General features: G+C 64.0%; 16 protein-coding genes and 4 pseudogenes. 16 read left to right on the top strand and 4 right to left on the bottom strand.

The window, feature by feature from the left end:
* Positions 1-266 precede the first annotated feature (266 nt).
* The 14 genes and pseudogenes from ABID58_RS34535 to ABID58_RS34470 all read left to right on the top strand — a co-directional run.
* Positions 267-713: a thioredoxin domain-containing protein gene (locus ABID58_RS34535; protein WP_354037371.1), complete on the top strand. Its 447-nt coding sequence runs from the start codon at positions 267-269 to the stop codon at positions 711-713.
* Complete coding sequence (locus ABID58_RS34530; RefSeq protein ID WP_354037370.1) at positions 710-1573, top strand: hydrogenase expression/formation protein; 864 nt, start codon at positions 710-712, stop codon at positions 1571-1573. The genes ABID58_RS34535 and ABID58_RS34530 overlap by 4 nt, the downstream gene beginning before the upstream one ends.
* Positions 1570-1779, top strand: coding sequence for a rubredoxin (locus ABID58_RS34525; protein WP_148756122.1), 210 nt, complete (start codon positions 1570-1572; stop codon positions 1777-1779). The genes ABID58_RS34530 and ABID58_RS34525 overlap by 4 nt, the downstream gene beginning before the upstream one ends.
* A complete protein-coding gene (hybE, locus tag ABID58_RS34520; protein WP_354037369.1) occupies positions 1776-2303 on the top strand; it encodes a [NiFe]-hydrogenase assembly chaperone HybE in 528 nt (175 codons plus the stop codon). The genes ABID58_RS34525 and hybE overlap by 4 nt, the downstream gene beginning before the upstream one ends.
* On the top strand, positions 2300-3394 hold the full coding sequence (locus tag ABID58_RS34515; protein WP_354037368.1) for a nickel-dependent hydrogenase large subunit: 1095 nt from the start codon (positions 2300-2302) through the stop codon (positions 3392-3394). The genes hybE and ABID58_RS34515 overlap by 4 nt, the downstream gene beginning before the upstream one ends.
* Positions 3387-3728 carry a hydrogenase maturation nickel metallochaperone HypA gene (hypA, locus tag ABID58_RS34510; RefSeq protein WP_354037367.1) on the top strand — a complete coding sequence of 114 codons (342 nt, stop codon included), beginning with the start codon at positions 3387-3389 and terminating at the stop codon, positions 3726-3728. Before ABID58_RS34515 ends, hypA begins: the two co-directional genes overlap by 8 nt.
* On the top strand, positions 3728-4648 hold the full coding sequence (gene hypB, locus ABID58_RS34505) for a hydrogenase nickel incorporation protein HypB (RefSeq protein ID WP_354037366.1): 921 nt from the start codon (positions 3728-3730) through the stop codon (positions 4646-4648). The genes hypA and hypB overlap by 1 nt, the downstream gene beginning before the upstream one ends.
* 2 nt (positions 4649-4650) lie before the next feature.
* Positions 4651-6903 (top strand): carbamoyltransferase HypF, encoded by a 2253-nt coding sequence (gene hypF / locus ABID58_RS34500; RefSeq protein WP_354037365.1) that lies wholly within the window; start codon positions 4651-4653, stop codon positions 6901-6903.
* A complete protein-coding gene (locus ABID58_RS34495; protein WP_354037364.1) occupies positions 6903-7139 on the top strand; it encodes a HypC/HybG/HupF family hydrogenase formation chaperone in 237 nt (78 codons plus the stop codon). Before hypF ends, ABID58_RS34495 begins: the two co-directional genes overlap by 1 nt.
* The gene (hypD, locus tag ABID58_RS34490; RefSeq protein ID WP_354037363.1) at positions 7136-8278 is read left to right on the top strand and encodes a hydrogenase formation protein HypD; all 1143 of its coding nucleotides are present in this window, start codon (positions 7136-7138) and stop codon (positions 8276-8278) included. The genes ABID58_RS34495 and hypD overlap by 4 nt, the downstream gene beginning before the upstream one ends.
* Positions 8275-9315, top strand: coding sequence for a hydrogenase expression/formation protein HypE (gene hypE, locus ABID58_RS34485; protein WP_354037362.1), 1041 nt, complete (start codon positions 8275-8277; stop codon positions 9313-9315). Before hypD ends, hypE begins: the two co-directional genes overlap by 4 nt.
* Positions 9316-9323: 8 nt before the next feature.
* Positions 9324-9701, top strand: a complete 378-nt coding sequence (locus ABID58_RS34480; protein WP_283018168.1) for a formyl transferase — start codon at positions 9324-9326, stop codon at positions 9699-9701.
* A gap of 215 nt (positions 9702-9916) precedes the next feature.
* Positions 9917-10477: pseudogene (locus ABID58_RS34475) on the top strand (hydrogenase maturation protein); the annotation flags it as partial.
* Positions 10390-10782, top strand: a pseudogene (locus tag ABID58_RS34470) (hypothetical protein); the annotation flags it as partial. The pseudogenes ABID58_RS34475 and ABID58_RS34470, both read left to right, overlap by 88 nt.
* Here ABID58_RS34470 and ABID58_RS34465 read toward each other — a convergent pair.
* Complete coding sequence (locus tag ABID58_RS34465; RefSeq protein ID WP_354037361.1) at positions 10705-10971, bottom strand: hypothetical protein; 267 nt, start codon at positions 10969-10971, stop codon at positions 10705-10707. The pseudogene ABID58_RS34470 and the gene ABID58_RS34465 overlap by 78 nt on opposite strands.
* Before the next feature lie 26 nt (positions 10972-10997).
* Here ABID58_RS34465 and ABID58_RS34460 point away from each other — a divergent pair.
* Positions 10998-11531 (top strand): annotated as a pseudogene (locus ABID58_RS34460) (response regulator); the annotation flags it as partial.
* A gap of 49 nt (positions 11532-11580) precedes the next feature.
* Positions 11581-11952: an HU family DNA-binding protein gene (locus ABID58_RS37460; protein WP_502916451.1), complete on the top strand. Its 372-nt coding sequence runs from the start codon at positions 11581-11583 to the stop codon at positions 11950-11952.
* A 1299-nt stretch (positions 11953-13251) separates the two neighbouring features.
* On the opposite strand, the gene ABID58_RS34450 is transcribed toward ABID58_RS37460, so the two are convergent.
* From ABID58_RS34450 to ABID58_RS34440, 3 genes and pseudogenes are all read right to left on the bottom strand, one after another.
* Positions 13252-14577 carry a M16 family metallopeptidase gene (locus ABID58_RS34450; protein WP_354037360.1) on the bottom strand — a complete coding sequence of 442 codons (1326 nt, stop codon included), beginning with the start codon at positions 14575-14577 and terminating at the stop codon, positions 13252-13254.
* A 56-nt stretch (positions 14578-14633) separates the two neighbouring features.
* On the bottom strand, positions 14634-16028 hold the full coding sequence (locus ABID58_RS34445) for a M16 family metallopeptidase (protein WP_354037396.1): 1395 nt from the start codon (positions 16026-16028) through the stop codon (positions 14634-14636).
* 1315 nt (positions 16029-17343) lie between these two features.
* Positions 17344-17740: pseudogene (locus ABID58_RS34440) on the bottom strand (transposase); the annotation flags it as partial.
* Positions 17741-18349: the final 609 nt, after the last annotated feature.

Here is an 18349-nt window from a genome sequence, read left to right as displayed (position 1 = left end):
TGCTTCTCCCGTTTGATGCGTTGACGACATCAGTGACCGGCCGGCCTCGGCGGCCGCTGTGGGCCTGGAAGGTCGATTTCTACCTGCAAGGACAGCTCTCACCAGATATGGCAAGTATCTTTCCATTGAAGCTTAGCTTACAATCGGCGCCAAGAAATACATGATCCGGATCAATGGGATAAATCCGGACATGTGATAACCGATCCTGGCACGTGGCTTGCTAACCTCTAGTTCGGCAAAAACACAAGCTTGTCAGGAGAGGTTCGATGGAATTCCAGGTAGGAAAGCATGATCTGGCGCGGAATGGTCTGCCCGAGGTCGATGCTGCGACGGTCGATCATTTTCTTGGCGGAGCGGACGAGGCCGGTGCGGTCGCGGTGCTGCTGTCGGCGGGCGATCCCAACCGCTTTCCGGAGGCAATCGATGTCGCCGTGGTGCTGCCCGAGCTTATCGCAGCGTTCGGTAATCGGCTGCGCGGTGCGATCATCGCACGCGACGCTGAGCGTGTGCTCGGCGAGCGCTTCGAGGTGCGGGTGCAGCCGACGCTGATCTTCGTCGCCAACGGCAAGACGCTGGGGTTGATCGCCAAGATCCAGGACTGGTCGGTCTATGCCGACCGCATCACCAAGCTGATCGACCGGCCGCGCGGGCAAGGCGCCGCAGTCGCCGTCACCATCGTTCCCCAGCATCGCGCACAAGAGGTCGGGCTATGAAGGCCGGCTTCTGGGATGCGCCCGAAGGCGCCGAGCAACCAGTCAACGTGTTTCCGATCGGCGACGAGAGTCTCAATGCAGCGAAGGGCAGCCTGACGGCGGCCGGCGCGCTCGCAAAGCTTGCAACGCTCGACAGTGCGGAGCTTGCAGAGAGCTGCCCGAACGCGGTCGCGCTGCTCTCGAGGATCGCGGATGCCATCGCGGATCAAAAGGCGAACGCGCCGACAAGACTGTTTCGGCTGGCCAATCTCAACGATCTCGAGAGCAAGCTGGTGGCCGACGTGCTCGGCGAAGGCGAGGTCGCCGGCGTCGTCGCGCTGCCGGACGGATCGCTGGCGCAGATCCAGGAATCGGTGCTGGCGGGAATTTGGCGTGTGCGGCTCGAGACCGACGCCACTTCCGAATATCTCGAGATCGGCGCGGTTCCCGAGATCGTCAAGCGTGCGGCTGCCGACCTGACATCCGCCGATTTCGAGATCGGGCAGGTGCCGGAGGGCGCCATGAACGTGCTCCCGGTGCTCGCCGAAATCCGCGAGCGGGCACGGGCCTGGCGGCCCGGCATTCGCTCGCAGATCATCAATTTCACGCTGCTGCCGATGAGCCCGGTCGACATGAGCTTCCTGCAGGACACGATCCGGAACGGACCGATTCAGCTCGTCTCGCGCGGCTACGGCACCTGCCGGGCGCTCTCCACCGGCATCCGCAATGTCTGGTCGGTGCAGTTCTTCAACGCCATGGACACTATCATTCTCGATACGCTCGAAGTCGGCGGCGTGCCGACGGTTGCGCTGGCAGCGGACGAGGATTTCGAGGATTCCGCCGAGCGGCTGCAGGAAATCATCGAGGCCTACTTCAAATGAGCGCCTTCGAGAATATTGGCGTGCGCCAGGACGTCGCCGACGTCACGCGGCTGGAATGCGGCATCTGCTGGACCGTCTACGATCCGGCGGATGGCGATGAGGTAGCGCAGATCGCGCCGGGCACGCCGTTCGCGGCGCTGCCGGAGGAGTGGCACTGCCCGAATTGCGACGCGCCAAAGTCCAAGTTCATGGCGATCGAAACATGACAGGCAGCGCGCCAGCGAGTGCGTCAGGTCCTGCCGGCGACGCCGACGCCGCGGCGTGGGGCGAGCTTCTGGCCGCAAGCTACAGGGAGATCGGCGAGCGCGCGATGCGCGATCTACCCATCTACAACGATGCGCTCGGCATCGAGGCGGTCGGTTTCCGTCCCTTCAACGGCACGATCGTCGGCATCATGGTCACGCCGTGGTTCATGAACGTGGCGATGCCGGCGGGCGCGGTGACGCCAGCCACCTCGGACGCGACCGTGCGAATGCGTTTTCCCGCGGGCGATATCGAATTCACCCTCAGCGAGATCGCCCGGATCGGCCGGAACGCGAGCTGCTCGCTGTTCTCGCCGATGTTCCAATTCGCCGACATGGATGCCGCGCGAGCGACGGCCGAAGCCGCGCTTGCCGAATTGATGCTGCCGGCGGACAGCGAGGAGGCGGTTCGCCGCCGCGAGCCCGAGACAAGCCCGATCGATCGGCGTAACTTCCTGCGGGGTGTCTTGATGGAGCGGCATGGATGAGTCTCTCGTTCCGCAACGAGATCGATATTACGGTGCTGTTGTCCGGCGCCACGATCGCCGACGTCGCGATCAAGCCGCGCAACCGGCCGCCGCTGACGCGGCTGTTTGCGGGAAAGCCCGCGGCTTCGCTGCTTCCGGTGCTGCCGCGTCTGTTCTCGCTGTGCTCGATCGCCCATCACGTGGCGTTCCAGTCGGCGGTGGAAGCCGCGCAAGGGCGGGAGGCGGCTCCCGCAACGGTGCGGCGCCGCGTCACCGCAGTCGTCGTCGAGCGGCTGACCGAACTGCTGCGCGGCCTGTTCGTCGGACGGCTCGCGCTCGACGGCACAAACGCTCCGGCGGTGCGCGCCGTAATGCAGGCAAGCGCGCTGCTTTGGGGCGCGGACGAGGCCGTCCCGCCGGCCTTGCATCGCAACGCCGTGGTGCAGATCAAGGCCGCGCTCGGCGCGATGGGGATCGCCGGCGAAGAAGACGAGACGCTCGCGCCGGGCAGCCCGCTCGCCGCCTCCGTCGCGGGATGCCACGGCAAGCTGGTGTCAGAGCCCGAGGCCGATCCATCCTTCCTGACGGTGGCGGACGATTTGGACATCGTCACGCGTCTGCTGGCGGACGGTGCGGCCTATTCCGATGCGCCGGACCTCTGTGGCCGGATTCCGGAAACCGGCGTCTGGGCACGCAGGGCACGCCGTGAAGCGGTCTCGGCGGCGGAAGCGGGCTCCGCCGCGCGTCTGAATGCGCGGATTGCCGAGGTCGCGCGGCTCTGCGCCTGGCTCGATCGTGGCGATGCGGATCTTGATGAAGGCGTCGTCGCGAGCTACCGGCTCGGCGCGGGCAAGGGGGCAGCCGCGGTCGAATGCGCACGCGGGCGCCTTCATCACGCCGTCGCACTGGACGACGAGGATCGCGTCGTCAACTTCGAGTTCCTGGCACCGACCGAGTGGAATTTTCACGCCCGCGGACCGCTGGTCAGGAGCCTCAGGGGCGCGACGCTCGCGACCGGCCGGCAGGGACGGGACGCGGTTCGCGCGCTGGTCGGCTCCTTCGATCCCTGCGTCGGCTTCAGCCTGCAATTTCGCGAGGCCGGCCATGCATGAGATGGCGCTGTGCGAAGGCATCGTCGGTATCGTCGAGGAGGAAGCGCGCAAGCGCGCTTTCACCAAGGTGAACGTCGTCTGTCTGGAGATCGGTGCGCTGAGCCATGTCGTGCCGGAGGCGCTGAAATTCTGCTTCGAGGCCGTGGCCGCGCGGACCATCGCGCAAGGCGCGCGGCTCGAGATCGTCGAGACGCCCGGCACGGCTTGGTGCATGGCCTGTTCCAAAACCGTTGAGATCGGGCAGCGTTACGAGCTGTGCCCGTCCTGCGGCGGCTACCAATTGCAGGTGACGGGCGGCGAAGAATCGCGCGTAAGGGAATTGGAGGTCGACTGATGTGTACGGTCTGCCGCTGCAGCGACGGCAAGGCATCGATCGAAGATGCGCATGGTCATCATCATGATCACGGCGATGGCCATGAGCACGGAGGGCACCATCATCATGACCGCGGTCATGGCCACGACCACGGTCACCACCATCACCACGGTGGTGCCCACGACCACGCCCCCGATGAGGCCGGGCTGCTCGACTGCGGCGCCAATCCCGCGGGCCAGAAGATCGCCGGCATGAGCAGCGACCGCATCATCCAGGTCGAGCGCGACATCCTCGACAAGAACGACCGGCTTGCGGCCGACAACCGCGCCCGCTTCGCGGCCGACGGCGTGCTCGCCTTCAACCTGGTCTCCAGCCCCGGCGCCGGCAAGACCTCGCTGCTGGTCCGCGCCCTGTCCGAGCTAAAGGCAAGCTTTGCGATCGGCGTGATCGAAGGCGACCAGCAGACCTCCAACGATGCCGAGCGCATTCGCGCGACCGGCGTGCCGGCGATCCAGGTCAATACCGGCAAGGGCTGTCACCTCGACGCCGCCATGGTCGGCGAGGCCTATGACCGGCTGCCCTGGCTGAACGGCGGCCTGCTCTTCATCGAGAATGTCGGCAACTTGGTTTGCCCGGCGGCGTTCGATCTCGGCGAGGCCTGCAAGATCGTGGTGTTCTCGACCACCGAGGGCGAGGACAAGCCGCTGAAATACCCCGACATGTTCGCAGCCTCGTCGCTGATGCTGATCAACAAGATCGATCTCGCGCCCGTGCTCGATTTCGATCTGGCGAAGACCATCGACTATGCGCGCCGGGTCAACCCGAAGATCGAGGTGCTGACGGTGTCGGCGCGCACCGGCGAAGGCTTTGCGACGTTCTTTGCCTGGATCCGCAAGCGGATGGCGGCGACGACGCCTGCCGCGATGACGGCGGCGGAGTGACGATGGGCGGCGAGGCCACGGCGCGGGACGGACGGCGGCTGCGCCTGCACGTGCGCGGCGCGGTACAGGGCGTCGGCTTTCGCCCCTATGTCTACGGCCTCGCCACGCGCTACCGCCTCGGCGGCTTCGTCGCCAACGATTCCCATGGCGTCGTCATCGAGGTCCAGGGCGAGCGCGCGTCGGACTTCGTCAGGGCACTGCCGCTGGAAAAGCCGCCGCTCGCCCGGATCGACGAGATCTCGGTGCAGCCGGTCGGGGCGGGGGCGAGCGAAGGGTTTTATATCCGCGCGAGCGACCAGGGCAGGGTGTCGACACGCATCGTCGCCGATGCCGCGACCTGTCCAAAATGCCTGAGCGAGCTGTTCGATCCAGCCGGCCGGTTCTATCGCTACCCCTTCGTCAACTGCACCCATTGCGGTCCGCGCTATACCATTGCCGAGCGGCTTCCTTACGACCGCGCGACCACGGCCATGAAGCGCTTTGCGATGTGCAAGGCCTGTGCGGGCGACTATGCCGATCCCGACAGCCGCCGCTTCCATGCCGAAGCGATCGCCTGCCCGCAATGCGGCCCGCGGCTCAGCCACGGTATCGAGGACATCGCTGCCGCGATCGCCGCAGGCAAGATCGTCGCAGTCAAGGGGCTCGGCGGTTATCAGCTTGTCTGCGATGCCCGGGACGAGGCGGCCGTGCAGCGCCTGCGCCAGCGCAAGCAGCGCGACCAGAAGCCGTTTGCCGTCATGGTCGGCTCGGTGGACGCGGTCGCCGGCATCGCCGACGCCGATGCTGCCGAGCTCGCCTTGCTCGAGACGTCGCCGCGGCCGATCGTGCTGATGACATCGCGCCATCGGCTCTCGCCGGCGATCGCGCCGGAGCTGGCGCGGATCGGCATCGCGCTGCCGGTCACTCCGCTCCATCATTTGATCTTCGAGGCGCTGGATGCGGCGTATCCGCTCGCCGGCGAGAGCTGGGCGATCGTCGCCACCAGCGCCAATCCCGGCGGCGAGCCGCTTCTGACCGACAATCGCGAGGCCGAGCTGCGGCTTGCCGGCATCGCCGACCTCATCGTCAGCCATGATCGCGACATCGTCACCCGCGCCGACGATTCCGTGGCGGCCGTCGTCGCCGGCCGGACGCAATTTATCCGCCGTGCCCGCGGCTACGTGCCGGAGCCGGTTCGGCTGGCGCGACCGGTGCCGCCGATCCTTGCGGTCGGCGGCACGTTGAAGTCGACCGTGACGGTCACGCGCGGCAGCGAGGCCTTCGTTTCCCAGCACGTCGGCGACCTCGGCACCGCCGAAGGCGTCCGTGTCTTCGAAGAAACCATCGGCCACCTGCTGTCGACGCTGGACGTGGAGCCGGCGGTTATCGCCCATGATCTGCACCCGAACATAGCCTCGACCCGCTTCGCCGAAGCGAGCGGGCGGCGACTGATAGCAGTCCAGCACCATCATGCCCATGCCGCCTCCGTGATGGCGGAGCATGGCCTCGCGGGATCTGCGTTGGCGCTGGTGCTCGACGGCTTCGGCCAGGGCAGCGACGGCGGCAATTGGGGGGGCGAGCTCCTGCTGTGCGAGCGCGCGCAGTTCCGGCGGCTCGGCCATCTGGCGCCGATGAAGATGGCGGGCGGCGATCGCGCCGCGCGCGAGCCGTGGCGCATGGCTGCAAGCGCATTGCATGGCCTGGCCCGCGGCAACGCGATCGCGACCCGGTTTGCGGCGCAGCCGCAGGCTGCGCGTCTCCATGCCTTGCTCGACCAGCCGGGCGTACCGGTGACGACCAGCGCCGGCCGGCTGTTCGATGCGGCGGCGGGGCTGCTCGGTCTTTGCCAGGTGCAGAGCTATGAGGGCGAAGCCGCGATGAAACTGGAGGCGCGGGTTCGCGCGCCGCGCTCCATGAAAGACGGCTGGACGATCGAGGATGGGGTGCTGTCCCTGTTTCCGTTGCTTGCGCGCCTTGCGGCCGAGGGCATCGATCCGGTCGAGGGGGCCGGGCTGTTCCATGGCACGCTCGCCGCTGCCTGCGTCGACTGGATCGCCCGTGCGGCGCGCGAGACCGGTGTCACGACCGTCGCTCTGAGCGGCGGCTGCTTTCTCAACGCGATCCTCAGTTGCGAGATCGAGCGCGGCTGTATCGCCGCCGGTCTCTTGCCGCTGCTGCCGCGGCAAGTGCCGCCCAATGACGGCGGTCTCAGCCTCGGCCAGGCCTGGATCGCCGCGCTCCAACTCGAACAGTACGGCCTGGAAGGAACCGCCTGATGTGTCTCGCGATACCTGCTGAGGTCACGAAGCTCCTGCCCGACGAGATGGCGATCGTCTCGATCGACGGCGTGAGCAAGGAGATATCGGTCGCCTTGATCGAGAATCTCGCCGTCAGCGACTATGTGATCATCCATGTCGGCTATGCCCTGACGAAGATCGATCCGGAGGAGGCAATGCGGACGCTCGAGCTGCTGCGCGAGCTTAGCGCCGAGGGGCAGGGAGCCGCGTCATGAAATATGCCGACGAGTTTCGCGACAAGGAGATCGCGCTCGGGCTTGCGAAAGCGATCCGCGCGGAAGCCGATCCGCAAAAGCTCTATCGCTTCATGGAATTCTGCGGCGGCCATACCCACGCGATCTCGCGTTACGGCCTCGAGGACATGCTGCCGAAGAACGTGCGGATGATCCACGGCCCCGGCTGTCCGGTGTGCGTGCTGCCGGCCGGACGCATCGACATGGCGATCCGGCTCGCCGAGCGGCCGGACGTCATCCTGTGCGTCTATGGCGACCTGATGCACGTTCCCGGCTCGCAGGGCACATCGCTGTTGAAGGCGAAGGCGCGCGGCGCCGACATCCGCATGGTCTATTCCACCATCGACGCGATCCGGATCGCCGAGGACAATCCCGGACGCGAGGTCGTGTTCTTCGCCATCGGCTTCGAGACCACGACGCCGCCGACTGCAGTCATGATCCGGCTGGCGGAGAAGAAGCAGCTCGAAAACTTCACCGTGTTCTGCAACCACGTGCTGACGCCGCCGGCGATGCAGAACATCCTGGAAAGTCCCGACATCCGCAACATCGGCCGGGTCGAGATCGACGGTTTCGTCGGGCCGGCCCATGTCTCGACGATCATCGGCACGGCCCCTTACGAGTTCTTTGCCGAGGAGTTCGGCAAGCCCGTGGTGATCGCGGGCTTCGAGCCGCTCGACATGATGCAGGCGATCCTGATGCTGGTGCGGCAGGTCAACGAGGATAGGCACGAGGTCGAGAACCAGTACAGCCGCGCGGTAAACCGCGACGGCAATCTGCGCGCCAAGGAGGAGGTCTCCGACATCTTCGAGCTGCGCGATCAGTTCGAATGGCGGGGGCTCGGACAGGTTCCCTATAGCGGGCTGAAGCTGAAGCGCGCTTACGCCATATACGACGCCGAGGTGCGCTTCGACATGCACGAGCTGCGCGTCGACGACAATCCCGCCTGCGAATGCGGCGCCATCCTGCGCGGCGTGAAGAAGCCGGTCGACTGCAAGCTGTTCGGCACCGTCTGCACGCCGGAGACGCCCATGGGCTCCTGCATGGTCTCCTCCGAAGGCGCCTGCGCCGCACACTGGACCTATGGCCGCTTCCGCGACCACCAGCAAAGACGCGTGTCATGAAGGCCTACCAGCGCAAGCTCGACATCAGGAACGGCTGCGTCGACCTATCCCACGGCTCGGGCGGCCGGGCCATGGCGCAGTTGATCTCGGGTCTGTTCCACGAGGCCTTCGGCAATGAATGGCTGGCGCGCGGCAACGACCAGTCGGCATTCGACGTTGGTGCCGGGCGCATGGTGATGACGACCGACGGCTATGTGGTCTCGCCGCTGTTCTTCCCCGGCGGCAATATCGGCTCGCTTGCAGTGCACGGCACCGTCAACGATATCGCCATGGCCGGTGCACGCCCGCTCTACCTCTCTGCAAGCTTTATCATCGAGGAAGGCTTCCGCTTCGCCGACCTCAAGATGATCGCGGAATCGATGGGCGAGGCTGCGCGCACGGCCGACGTTCACATTGTCACCGGCGACACCAAGGTTGTCGAGCGCGGCAAGGCCGACGGCCTGTTCATCTCGACCGCCGGCGTCGGGGTCGTGCCCCACGGGCTCGATCTCTCGGCGGAGAATGCCCGCGTCGGCGATCGCGTCCTGATCTCGGGCACGCTCGGCGATCACGGCGTGGCGATCATGTCGAAGCGGCAGAATCTCGCCTTCGAGACCGAGATCGTCTCGGATTCGGCGGCGCTGAACGATCTCGTCGCGAAGATGGTCGAAGCCGGCGGCCACGGCATCCGCCTGATGCGCGATCCCACCCGCGGCGGGCTTGCCGCCACGCTGAACGAGATCGCCCAGCAGTCCGACCTCGGCTTCCATCTTCGCGAGGAGGCGATCCCGGTCAAGCCGGGCGTCGCGGCAGCGTGCGAGCTGCTCGGGCTCGATCCGCTCCATGTCGCCAATGAGGGCAAGCTGGTCGCGATCGTGGCGCCCGAAAATGCTGCTCCAGTGCTGGCCGCGATGCGGGCGCATCCGCTTGGCCGCGACGCCGCCGACATCGGCGAGGCCGTGGCCGACGATCATCATTTCGTGCAGATGGCCACGAGCTTCGGCGGCGGGCGGATCGTCGACTGGCCGTCGGGCGAGCAATTGCCGAGAATCTGTTGAGGCAAATCATGCGCATCCTGCTCCTGTCGCATTCCTTCAACAGCCTGACGCAGCGGCTGCATGTCGAGCTCAGGGATCGAGGCCACGATGTCGCGGTCGAGCTCGACATCCATGCCGAGGTCACGCGCGAGAGCGTGGCGCTGCATCGGCCGGATCTTGTGATCGCGCCGTTCCTGAAGCAGGCGATTTCCCAACGACGTCTGGCGCAGCCTGCGGTGCCTGGTCGTCCATCCCGGTCCGCGCGGCGATCGCGGTCCGGCGGCGCTCGACTGGGCGATTCTGGACGGTGCAAGCGAGTGGGGCGTCACGGTCTTGCAGGCGGATGGCGAGTTCGACGCCGGTTCGGTCTGGGCGTTCCGCAGCTTCCCGATGCGGCGCGCGCCTAAGTCCAGCATCTACCGCAATGACGTGATGTCCTGCGCGGTTGCGGCGGTGCTCGAAGCCGTCGCGGCGATCGAATCCGGACGGTCTGCCCCGCAGCCGATGGACACGGACGACCCGCGCATTCGCGTGCGCGGACCTTGCCGCCAGGCGGCCGGGCGATCGACTGGCAGCACGACACCACCGCGACGTGCTGCGCAAGATCGACAGCGCCGACGGCATGCCGGGCCTGGTCGACAGCCTGTCCTTCCAGGAGGCCAGGCTATTCGATGCGCATGAGGCGCACGGCATCTCCGGCGTGCCCGGCACCGTCGTCGCGCAATGCGACCGCGCGCTGACGCGCGCCACGGTCGATGGTGCGGTCTGGATCGGGCATGTCAGGAAGCTCGCGCCGAAGAGCCTGAAGCTGCCGGCGGCGAAACTCTTCGCCGCCGAGGCGGCGCATCTGCCGCACCGGCCCGGCTGCGGCTACGCCCCGATCCGGTATCGCGAGCATGTCGAGGTCGGCGAGCTCACGTTCTCCTTCTACAACGGCGCCATGGCGACCGGCGACTGTGAGGCCCTGCTCGAGGCCTATCGCGCGGCGCTGGCGCGCCCGACCAGGGTGCTGCTCCTGACCGGCGGCCGGGATTATTGGTCGAACGGCATTCATCTTACAGAAATCGAGGCGGCCGACAGCCCCGCGGATCAGTCCTGGCGCAACATCAATGCGATCGACGATCTTGCCCGCGCGATCATCGAGACCACCGACTGCCTGGTCGTCTCGGTCATTCGCGGCAATGCGGGTGCGGGCGGCGTCTTCCTGAGTCTTGCCGCCGACGAGGTCTGGGCAAGCGACCAGATCGTCCTCAATCCGCATTACAAGGACATGGCAATCTTTACGGCTCGGAATACTGGACCTATCTGCTGCCGCGCCGTGCGGGCGCCGCGAACGCAACCCGGATCACGCAATGCCGGCTCCCGATGGGCGTGGCGGAGGCGCGGCGCCTCGGCATCGTCGATCGCGTGCTATCGGGCGAGGAGCTTGCCGATATAAGCCTCGTACAGCGCGGCGCCACCATGGCGTCGGATGCCGGCTTTGCCAAGCACCTCGCCGCCAAGCGGCAGCGGCGCGCCGCCGATGAGGCCGAGAAGCCCCTGCAATCCTACCGCGACGAGGAGCTGCGGCGGATGAAGCTGAATTTCTACGGCTTCGATCCGAGCTACCACGTCGCGCGCTACAATTTCATCCACAAGGTGCCGAAGTCGCGCACGCCGCTGACCATCGCTGGTCACCGGTCCCCGGCGTGCGCCAGATCGGCCTGTCGGAATGGTGGTGCCATCGTGAACATCAGGGAACCATTCTCGTCGTCGACGACGAGGTCCGCTCGCAGGAAGCGCTGCGGCGCGTGCTCAGGGAGGATTTCGAGGTGCTCTGCGTCGGCAATGCGACCGATGCGGAGAAGCTGCTGGAGGGCGAGATCGTCCACGCGATCCTCTGCGACCAGCGGATGCCGCACGAATCCGGCGTGAGCTTCCTGAAGCGCGTCCGCGAGCTCTGGCCGGATCCGGTGCGGATGATCATTTCCGGCTATTCGGAGTCCGAGGACATCATCGCACGACTGAACGAGGCCGGCATCTATCAATACATCACCAGGCCCTGGCAGCCGGACCAACTGGTCGAAACCGTCAAGGAGGCGGTTTAGCTCTATCGGCTGCAGACGGAGACCGAGACCGCCGGCGTCGACGTCAAGGCGACCTCGGGGCACATCAAGAAGGTCGTCTCGGTCAAGCGCGGAGTGGCCAAGCAGCTCTACGATTTCGACCGCATCGTGCATTCGACGGAAAGCCCGATGCATGTCAATCGGCGTTCAAATATTGCAAGCCGAATGACACCGGGTTGAGTTGCGAGGCTTCGGAGTATTTTCGGTCAGCCATCGGCAGGCTCGCACAGGCCGTAACCCAAAAACGGGCCAGTACGTGCAAATCGAGCAAAGCGCTTTCCGGTCTTCAAGGCCGAAGCGCTGCTCTGTCCCGGAAATTCGCCAGCAAAGCCGGGCCAGTTCCTGGAGGATGGAGCTGGCGATAGCCATCCACTCAAACGGACGTAGGGTTCCATCATGCCAAGCCGGCGGCGGCCGACGCGGTAACGACTACCCGTTGGGCAGGGTCCTAGTCACCATTAGCATCGACAAGTCCCGCGGTCCGCCAAGATCAGTCCATCCACGCCTGACTCAGACCAGGGCCGTTGCGCTGAATTGGTTCGGCTTCAAGTGAATGATCGTGAACAAACCGTGGTGAGAACCTTCGTCCGCCCCCTCGGAACCGATTATCACTGGGCTCCCGGAAGCACGGAAACCACAAACGAGGGTCTTTGATCTGGCGTTCGTTTCGGGCCCCGCCACCAAATCGATCGAAAGAGCCCAGCAACTCAAGAGATTGCTGGATTTCGTTTTGGGTCGCTTTGGTCAAGCGATCAGTAACGGGAGGTGCCACCCCGAATGTCCTCTGCGCTGACGCGTAAAGCCATAGCGCGGGTTGATGCCGCATCCTGCATGCTGCCCGAACCGTCGCCCTGCACTGGGCCGTTCGGTTTGCTGTCGCCCGCGATTAAAGACCGGACGACTTTAGATACCGACAACGAAACCTTGTCCCGCGTCGTAAACTACACGGCCAGCATTGGGCCGCCAAACCTGGAGCACGAAATTTTCCTCCGCCGAAGCTGATTAGGGGGCTAGCTTCAGCACGTGTTGCGTTCAAACGACGGGTTATCGGCGCAAGCGCTGGGCCGTCTTGGCCGTAGTCGCCTCGCTCAACGAGACTTGCCAGCAGCGCGTATGCCTTGAGCAGCGCATCGACAGTTTCCCCGGCCTCGTCGTTGAGACCGCCGGAGAAAGGGCGCAGTGCCGACCGCGCGCGCGTCATGTGGTCGTTCACAACCGAAAAAACTCGCGCAAAAATGGCGTGCCAAATCAGGCCAATTTCAACGAATCAAGTCCTCTGTGTCGAGGTACAGGTCAGCTTCTCGAAAGCCAACCTTCTAGCATTCGAACCTGGTCTCTAGATGCCGATGCCGCCTATGACTGGACTGGTGACTGCGCTCCTCGCTAACGACCTCCTTGCCGATTCCAAGGCGGCCGGCAGGCTGCGTTACATACCCGTCGGTATCGAACGCTCCTAATTCCATCCGCTGGAGGTGCCGCAGCTCATTGAGGAAAGCTTCTATCAGATCCTGGCAACCGCTGCCGCGATCAGCGACCCCTTCGAACAAGCGTTTTCGTGATGGTGCAGCTCCATACCTGCAGCCCTTCGACGACGTGAACAAGCCCGTGTCGCGCCTCGCCGCCAACATCCCGCTACCGCTCGGCGAGCATGTCGTCTTTAAGGGCGGTCCGTCGCTCTCGAAAGGCTACAAGGTTATTCGTCGATTCTATGCCCACGCCAACCGCTCTCCGGTTCTCACCCCAGGGCGGAGCGGAGAGCGAGGCTCGAAGCTACGCGTGGCGTTGCCTAAAGTTAATTGGGTTTGGCCGGTATTTTGGGCGATGCCGTGGCGCCTAGCTGCTCGGCGCCTGGTCAGGAAGTCGCTGCCGATGGCACGGTGGTCGACCGGGCTGCGCCCATTGGGGAGCGGCCGACGATAATGGTGAGCAGACCCTGGCCCCACAGCCGCTGTGCGGCCCTCTTGGCGTCCTCCAACGTCACTGCATCGACGATGGCGTTATGCTGTTTGACATAGTCGATCGGCAGCTTATCAAGCTGATGCTGCAGAAGCGTTCGCGCAAACTTCGAGGAAGTGTTGAGGGCCAGCATCTGTGAGCCTCTCAGGTAAGACTTTGCATCGTCGAGTTCCTGCTGGGTCGGTCCTTCCTCCGCGATTCGGCGGGCTTGATTCTCGATCTGTTCGACCGTCTCGTCAGCGCGATCGGCGCGGGTGCCGCTATTGCCGACAAACATGGCGGAATGATCCATCCAGACCAAGCGCTCATGGACCGAATAGGCCAGCCCGCGCTTCTCGCGGACTTCGCGGAACAGCCGCGACGTCAGACCGGGGCCGCCGAGGATGTGGTTGACGACATAGGCCGCCATGAAATCGGGCTCGCTGCGGCGGACGCCGGGACCGCCGAAGGTCACAACGGTCTGGGGCACATCGAGCGGAATGAAGACGCGCTGCGGCGGTGTTGCTGCGACCACGTCGGGCACCGGCGCCAACTCCGCCATGGCCGGCAGGCCGCCAAAAGTCCTGTCGAGCAATTTGCACAGGGCCTCTGGATCGACGTCGCCGACCACCGCGATCTTGAGCGTGTCTTTTGCTATCACGCGTCGGACATAGCCCTTGAGATCCGCGACCTCGATCTTTGGCACGCTCTCTATCGTGCCTCTGGCCTCCCGAGCATAAGGATGATCGTTAAAGGCGACTTCGAGGAATTTGCGCTTGGCGAGGGACGAGGGATCGGTCGAGCCTTGCCGAAGGCTCGCAAGCATGCCGGTACGAATCCGTTCGACATCGGCCGCGTCGAACCGCGGCGAGGTTAGTGCCATCCGTAGCAGGTCGAAGGCCTCGTCCCTGTTGTCTTCGAGCGTGCACAAGGCACCGCGGAAGTGATCGCGGGTCGATTCAAAGTTCAGCTCAATCGCGCGACGGCCGAGCCGCTCATGAAAGGTCTGGGAATCCAGATCGCCGGAGCCTTCACCGAGTAGGTCAGAAACCATGTAGCCGACGCCGGGTTTATCGGCGGGGTCTTGGGTCGCGCCGCCGCCGAATGCGTAATCCATCGCAATCAACGGGACAGTGGCGTCCTGCACGAACCAGGCTACTATACCGCAAGATGACACTAGGCGCTGGATCTTGGTCGGGCCACGCGTTCCGGCCGCGGAAAGTGAACGTGGCGAGGCGAGCATCGCGGTCGAGCGCGAGGCTCCGCCAGCGAAGACCGCACGACGTGTGAAGGAATAGGTCATGATCGCTTCTCCTGGTGGTTCCGCTTTGACTCTTTCATAAGATAGCCGGTCACGGAGCGCTTCTTGTCGAGCCATTTCCCAGCGGCCGCGCGCACCTGGTCGGCGGTGACGGCGCGGATGCCGTCCTGCCAGCCTCGGATTTCGTCGATGCTGAGCCCAGTCGTGAGCCCGCCACCATACCAGACTGCAAGCTTTGTTTGGCTGTCCTGGGCGTAGGTTGCTTGCGCGATCAGCTGCGTCTTGACCCGCTCGAGATCCTCGGCGCGCGCGCAACTGTGCGCAATATCGGCTATCACCTCGTCGATGGCGCACTCAATCTCCCCGAATCCGACGCCGGGTTTCGGGGTCGCATAAATCTCGAATTGCGTAGGATCGAGCGAGGTACGCTCGTAGATTGTCTCCGCCGTGATCGCAATCTGCTTGTCGATTACCAGCGCGCGATAAAGATGTGAGTTGGCGCCGCCACCCATCAATTGCGCGAGCACATCAAGAACTGGACTCTCGCCGGCGGCCGCGGGGTGAGCCGACGGCACGAGATAATAACGGCGCAAGGCTGGCTGCTCGACGCGGGGATCGGTCAGCGTCACGGTACGCGGCGCGGCCGGCGTCGGCTCCTGCGGTCGCAGGCGTTCCGCGGGAATTGATGGTTGCGGGGGGATGTGGCCATAATTCTTCTCTACCATCGGGCGGATCGCATTTGCGTCGACGTCACCGGCGATGATCAGGATGGCGTTGTTCGGCGCGTAAAAACGCTTGTAGAAGGCGAGCGCGTCCTCGCGGTCGAACTTTTCGATTTCCTGACGCCAGCCGATTAAAGGGCGGCCGTAGGGATGGTTGAGGTAAAGAGCCGCCATCATCTGCTCGGCGAGCTGCGCATCCGGCTCGTTGGCGACCCGCCTATTGAGTTCCTCCAGCACCACGTCGCGCTCCGACAGCACGTTCTCCTCTTTGAGGATGAGACCGGTCATGCGGTCGGCTTCAAATTCCATCATCTTACCGAGCTGCTCGCGCGGCACCTGCTGGAAATAGGCGGTATAGTCGGTCCCGGTGAAGCCGTTCTGGTAGCCGCCGCAGCGCTGCACGGTCTGGGAGAATTCACCCGCCGGATGTTTGGATGTGCCCTTGAACATCAGGTGTTCGAGGAAATGCGCAAGCCCCGATTTGCCGGGTGGCTCGTCGGCGGAGCCGACCTTATACCAGATCATCTGAGTCGCAACGGGCGTCCGATGATCCGCAATCACCACGACCTGCAGGCCGTTCTGAAGCGTGAAGCTGGCTGGTCGATCCGACCTGACTGTGTCCCGGGCAAGCACGCTCCCTTCTCCAGGAACGTACCGAAGGTTACCATCCGCGCTATCATACGTTTCGACAGCCAGTGCGGTGCGCGTCATCAAATCGAAGGCACCGGCCGCGGTGCTTCGCACCTCGGCGGTTACCGAACTCCAGTTCTTCATCGCATCGCCTTTTCGTTCCACTGAGAGCCACGTTCTGTAACAGACAATCCCGACAAAAGCGGGAAACCGCACACCGTTTGGCAAGCAGCTGAGCAAAGACCGGGCCAACTGCTGGCGGCCTGCGCACGGCCACGCTACGCGCCAACTGGACGCAGAACAAAACGTGGGGCGCACGTTCTGGCCAAAGGTCAACCCCGGCATGTCGTGAACACGACATTGCGCACGAAAGCGCACCATAACTTGGCGCCGACTGGCAGAATGGCAACTTGCAGCAAACGACAGACCGAGCGGCAATTACAACGCCGTCTCAACTTTCGCCTGGCTCACTGTTACACGCTTAAGGACCCTCATCCATCGAAACGTCTGACGCACGGCGTCCTACCGACGGTCCAACTCGGGCGGGCAGTGAACGATTGCCTGTTCGCTGGAGCGCAAATTTCTTCGCAGTGGATGCCACGGCATTGCACTCAACTCGGCTGATGGCTCACTCTCCCTCTGCGCCGTGAGTGGCTTCGCAATATTTCTCATGATCGCGATACGCGAGTTGGCGAGCTGCTTGGAGTGCACTCCGCCGAAACAGTGTAGGACAAGGTGCCAGAATAACGTAGATTTCTCGGTAACGCGAATTAGGTTGTCGAGAATGGGCCCACTTCGCCAATGTGGTCCAGGATAACGTTGATATCGTTCAGCCGGCGAACCGCCTTGTCGGCAATCACCTCTAGCAATCAACAAACGCGTTGTTCCCTATGGCGTCGTAGAATGGCTTTTCTGCAGCAGACGCGCGGCAAGTCACACCTCGTCAAATGCGATCATAACCATCAGGGAGAATTCGTCTTTGAGATGTCAGCCATGGACCAAATCATGTGATCGAATGTTTAATCTCTCTCGAAGGTCCGTTTCGGATCCGTTAGCGACAGCTCTGTGGTGCGGATGACCCCATCGGCGTGGCGCTCTTTCGGCTGTCCATAATTAAACAATGCCCCGGCGTCATCCGTAGCGATCACTCCTACTGCGTCATAATTTGCACCGACTTCGACGTCAGATTGGTCTGATGCAATAAGGGTATCGAAATAGTGTGGACACGAGAGCCGCGTTCCATCCGCTCCGAACGGTGGCGATCGAATTTTGGGAGGTCGCTTAGGCCGCAATGGCGGATCCCTCGGTCGATAAGTTTCGGAATTGCAGCTTCCTTGAACAGCTTGGTGGAGGCTGTTTCTGAGGGGGAATCGTTTATCGCTCACGGAGCCCAGATTCCGTAGGCGGCAATGCACGGTGTTGCGTGATGGTGGAAGCCACGCCAGCTTCGCCCCTCGAAGTGGCCAAGGCCAACTTCCTGTTTGAGTTCGTGGTAGTCGCGCTCAATGCGCCAGCGCAGCTTGACGGCATCGACGAGCTGACGGAAGCCAATGTTCGCCGGAAGCGTTGACAACTAATATTTGGTCGGCGCCTCTTCGCCTGCCGGCCCCTCGATCGGCAGCCATTTCCTCCGGCCGGCTTTCGGCGCGCCACCGATCTCGATGTGCCGGACGGACGCGCACACGGGGGAAGCGCGACGACAACCGCTCTGCCGTACCCTCACGCCACGTGATCTTGTGCCACGCATGTGATGGCAGGCGGAGCGCAAGCTTCTTGGCCGAAATCGCTCGGTGCGTAACCCTGTGGTAAAGCGATCATCCGGTATCCACGGGAGGAGCGAACCTCAATGACCACGCGCACGCTGTTCGTGACCCATCGGGCGCCAAACCGCCCGTATAAGGACAGCCAGGTCATCAACGCTATATTGAAGGAGGCATTCGCGGCGACGTGCAGCACCGTCTTCTCGTGTGCAAGGCTGTGGTGATGGCGTTGGCGATAGTCTGACTCTTGCCCCCGCCGGGCCGGCCGAACAGCCCGCGCCGCGCTGGGTAGCGACGACGGCAGCGATCTGCGAGGAATCGGCCGACAGCGGCGCGAACGGTTCGATCGGGTCGACGATATCGTCGATGGTCCGCGCATCGATGAAGCTCGCCCGGGACCCATCGGAGCTGTGGGTCGGGGTATCGATCAGGTCACGCACGACGGGATTGCTCTTGAGCAAATCTGCGCGGTCGACGAGATCCTCCCATATCAGTTACTTGGTGAAGGACTGCGTCGCGAGCGTGACCGGCTCGGTGGCTTCCCAGCCCTGGATGCTCCTGATGTGACGGCGGACACCTTCGAGCTGGGCAGGCGGATCGGCTCATTCTGAATGAGGGGATTGAGTTGCGCCGGTGCTCACC

Source organism: Bradyrhizobium sp. S3.2.6 (assembly GCF_040546885.1).
GTDB classification, from domain to species: domain Bacteria; phylum Pseudomonadota; class Alphaproteobacteria; order Rhizobiales; family Xanthobacteraceae; genus Bradyrhizobium; species Bradyrhizobium cytisi.
This window is presented reverse-complemented; position numbering and strand designations above follow the sequence as displayed.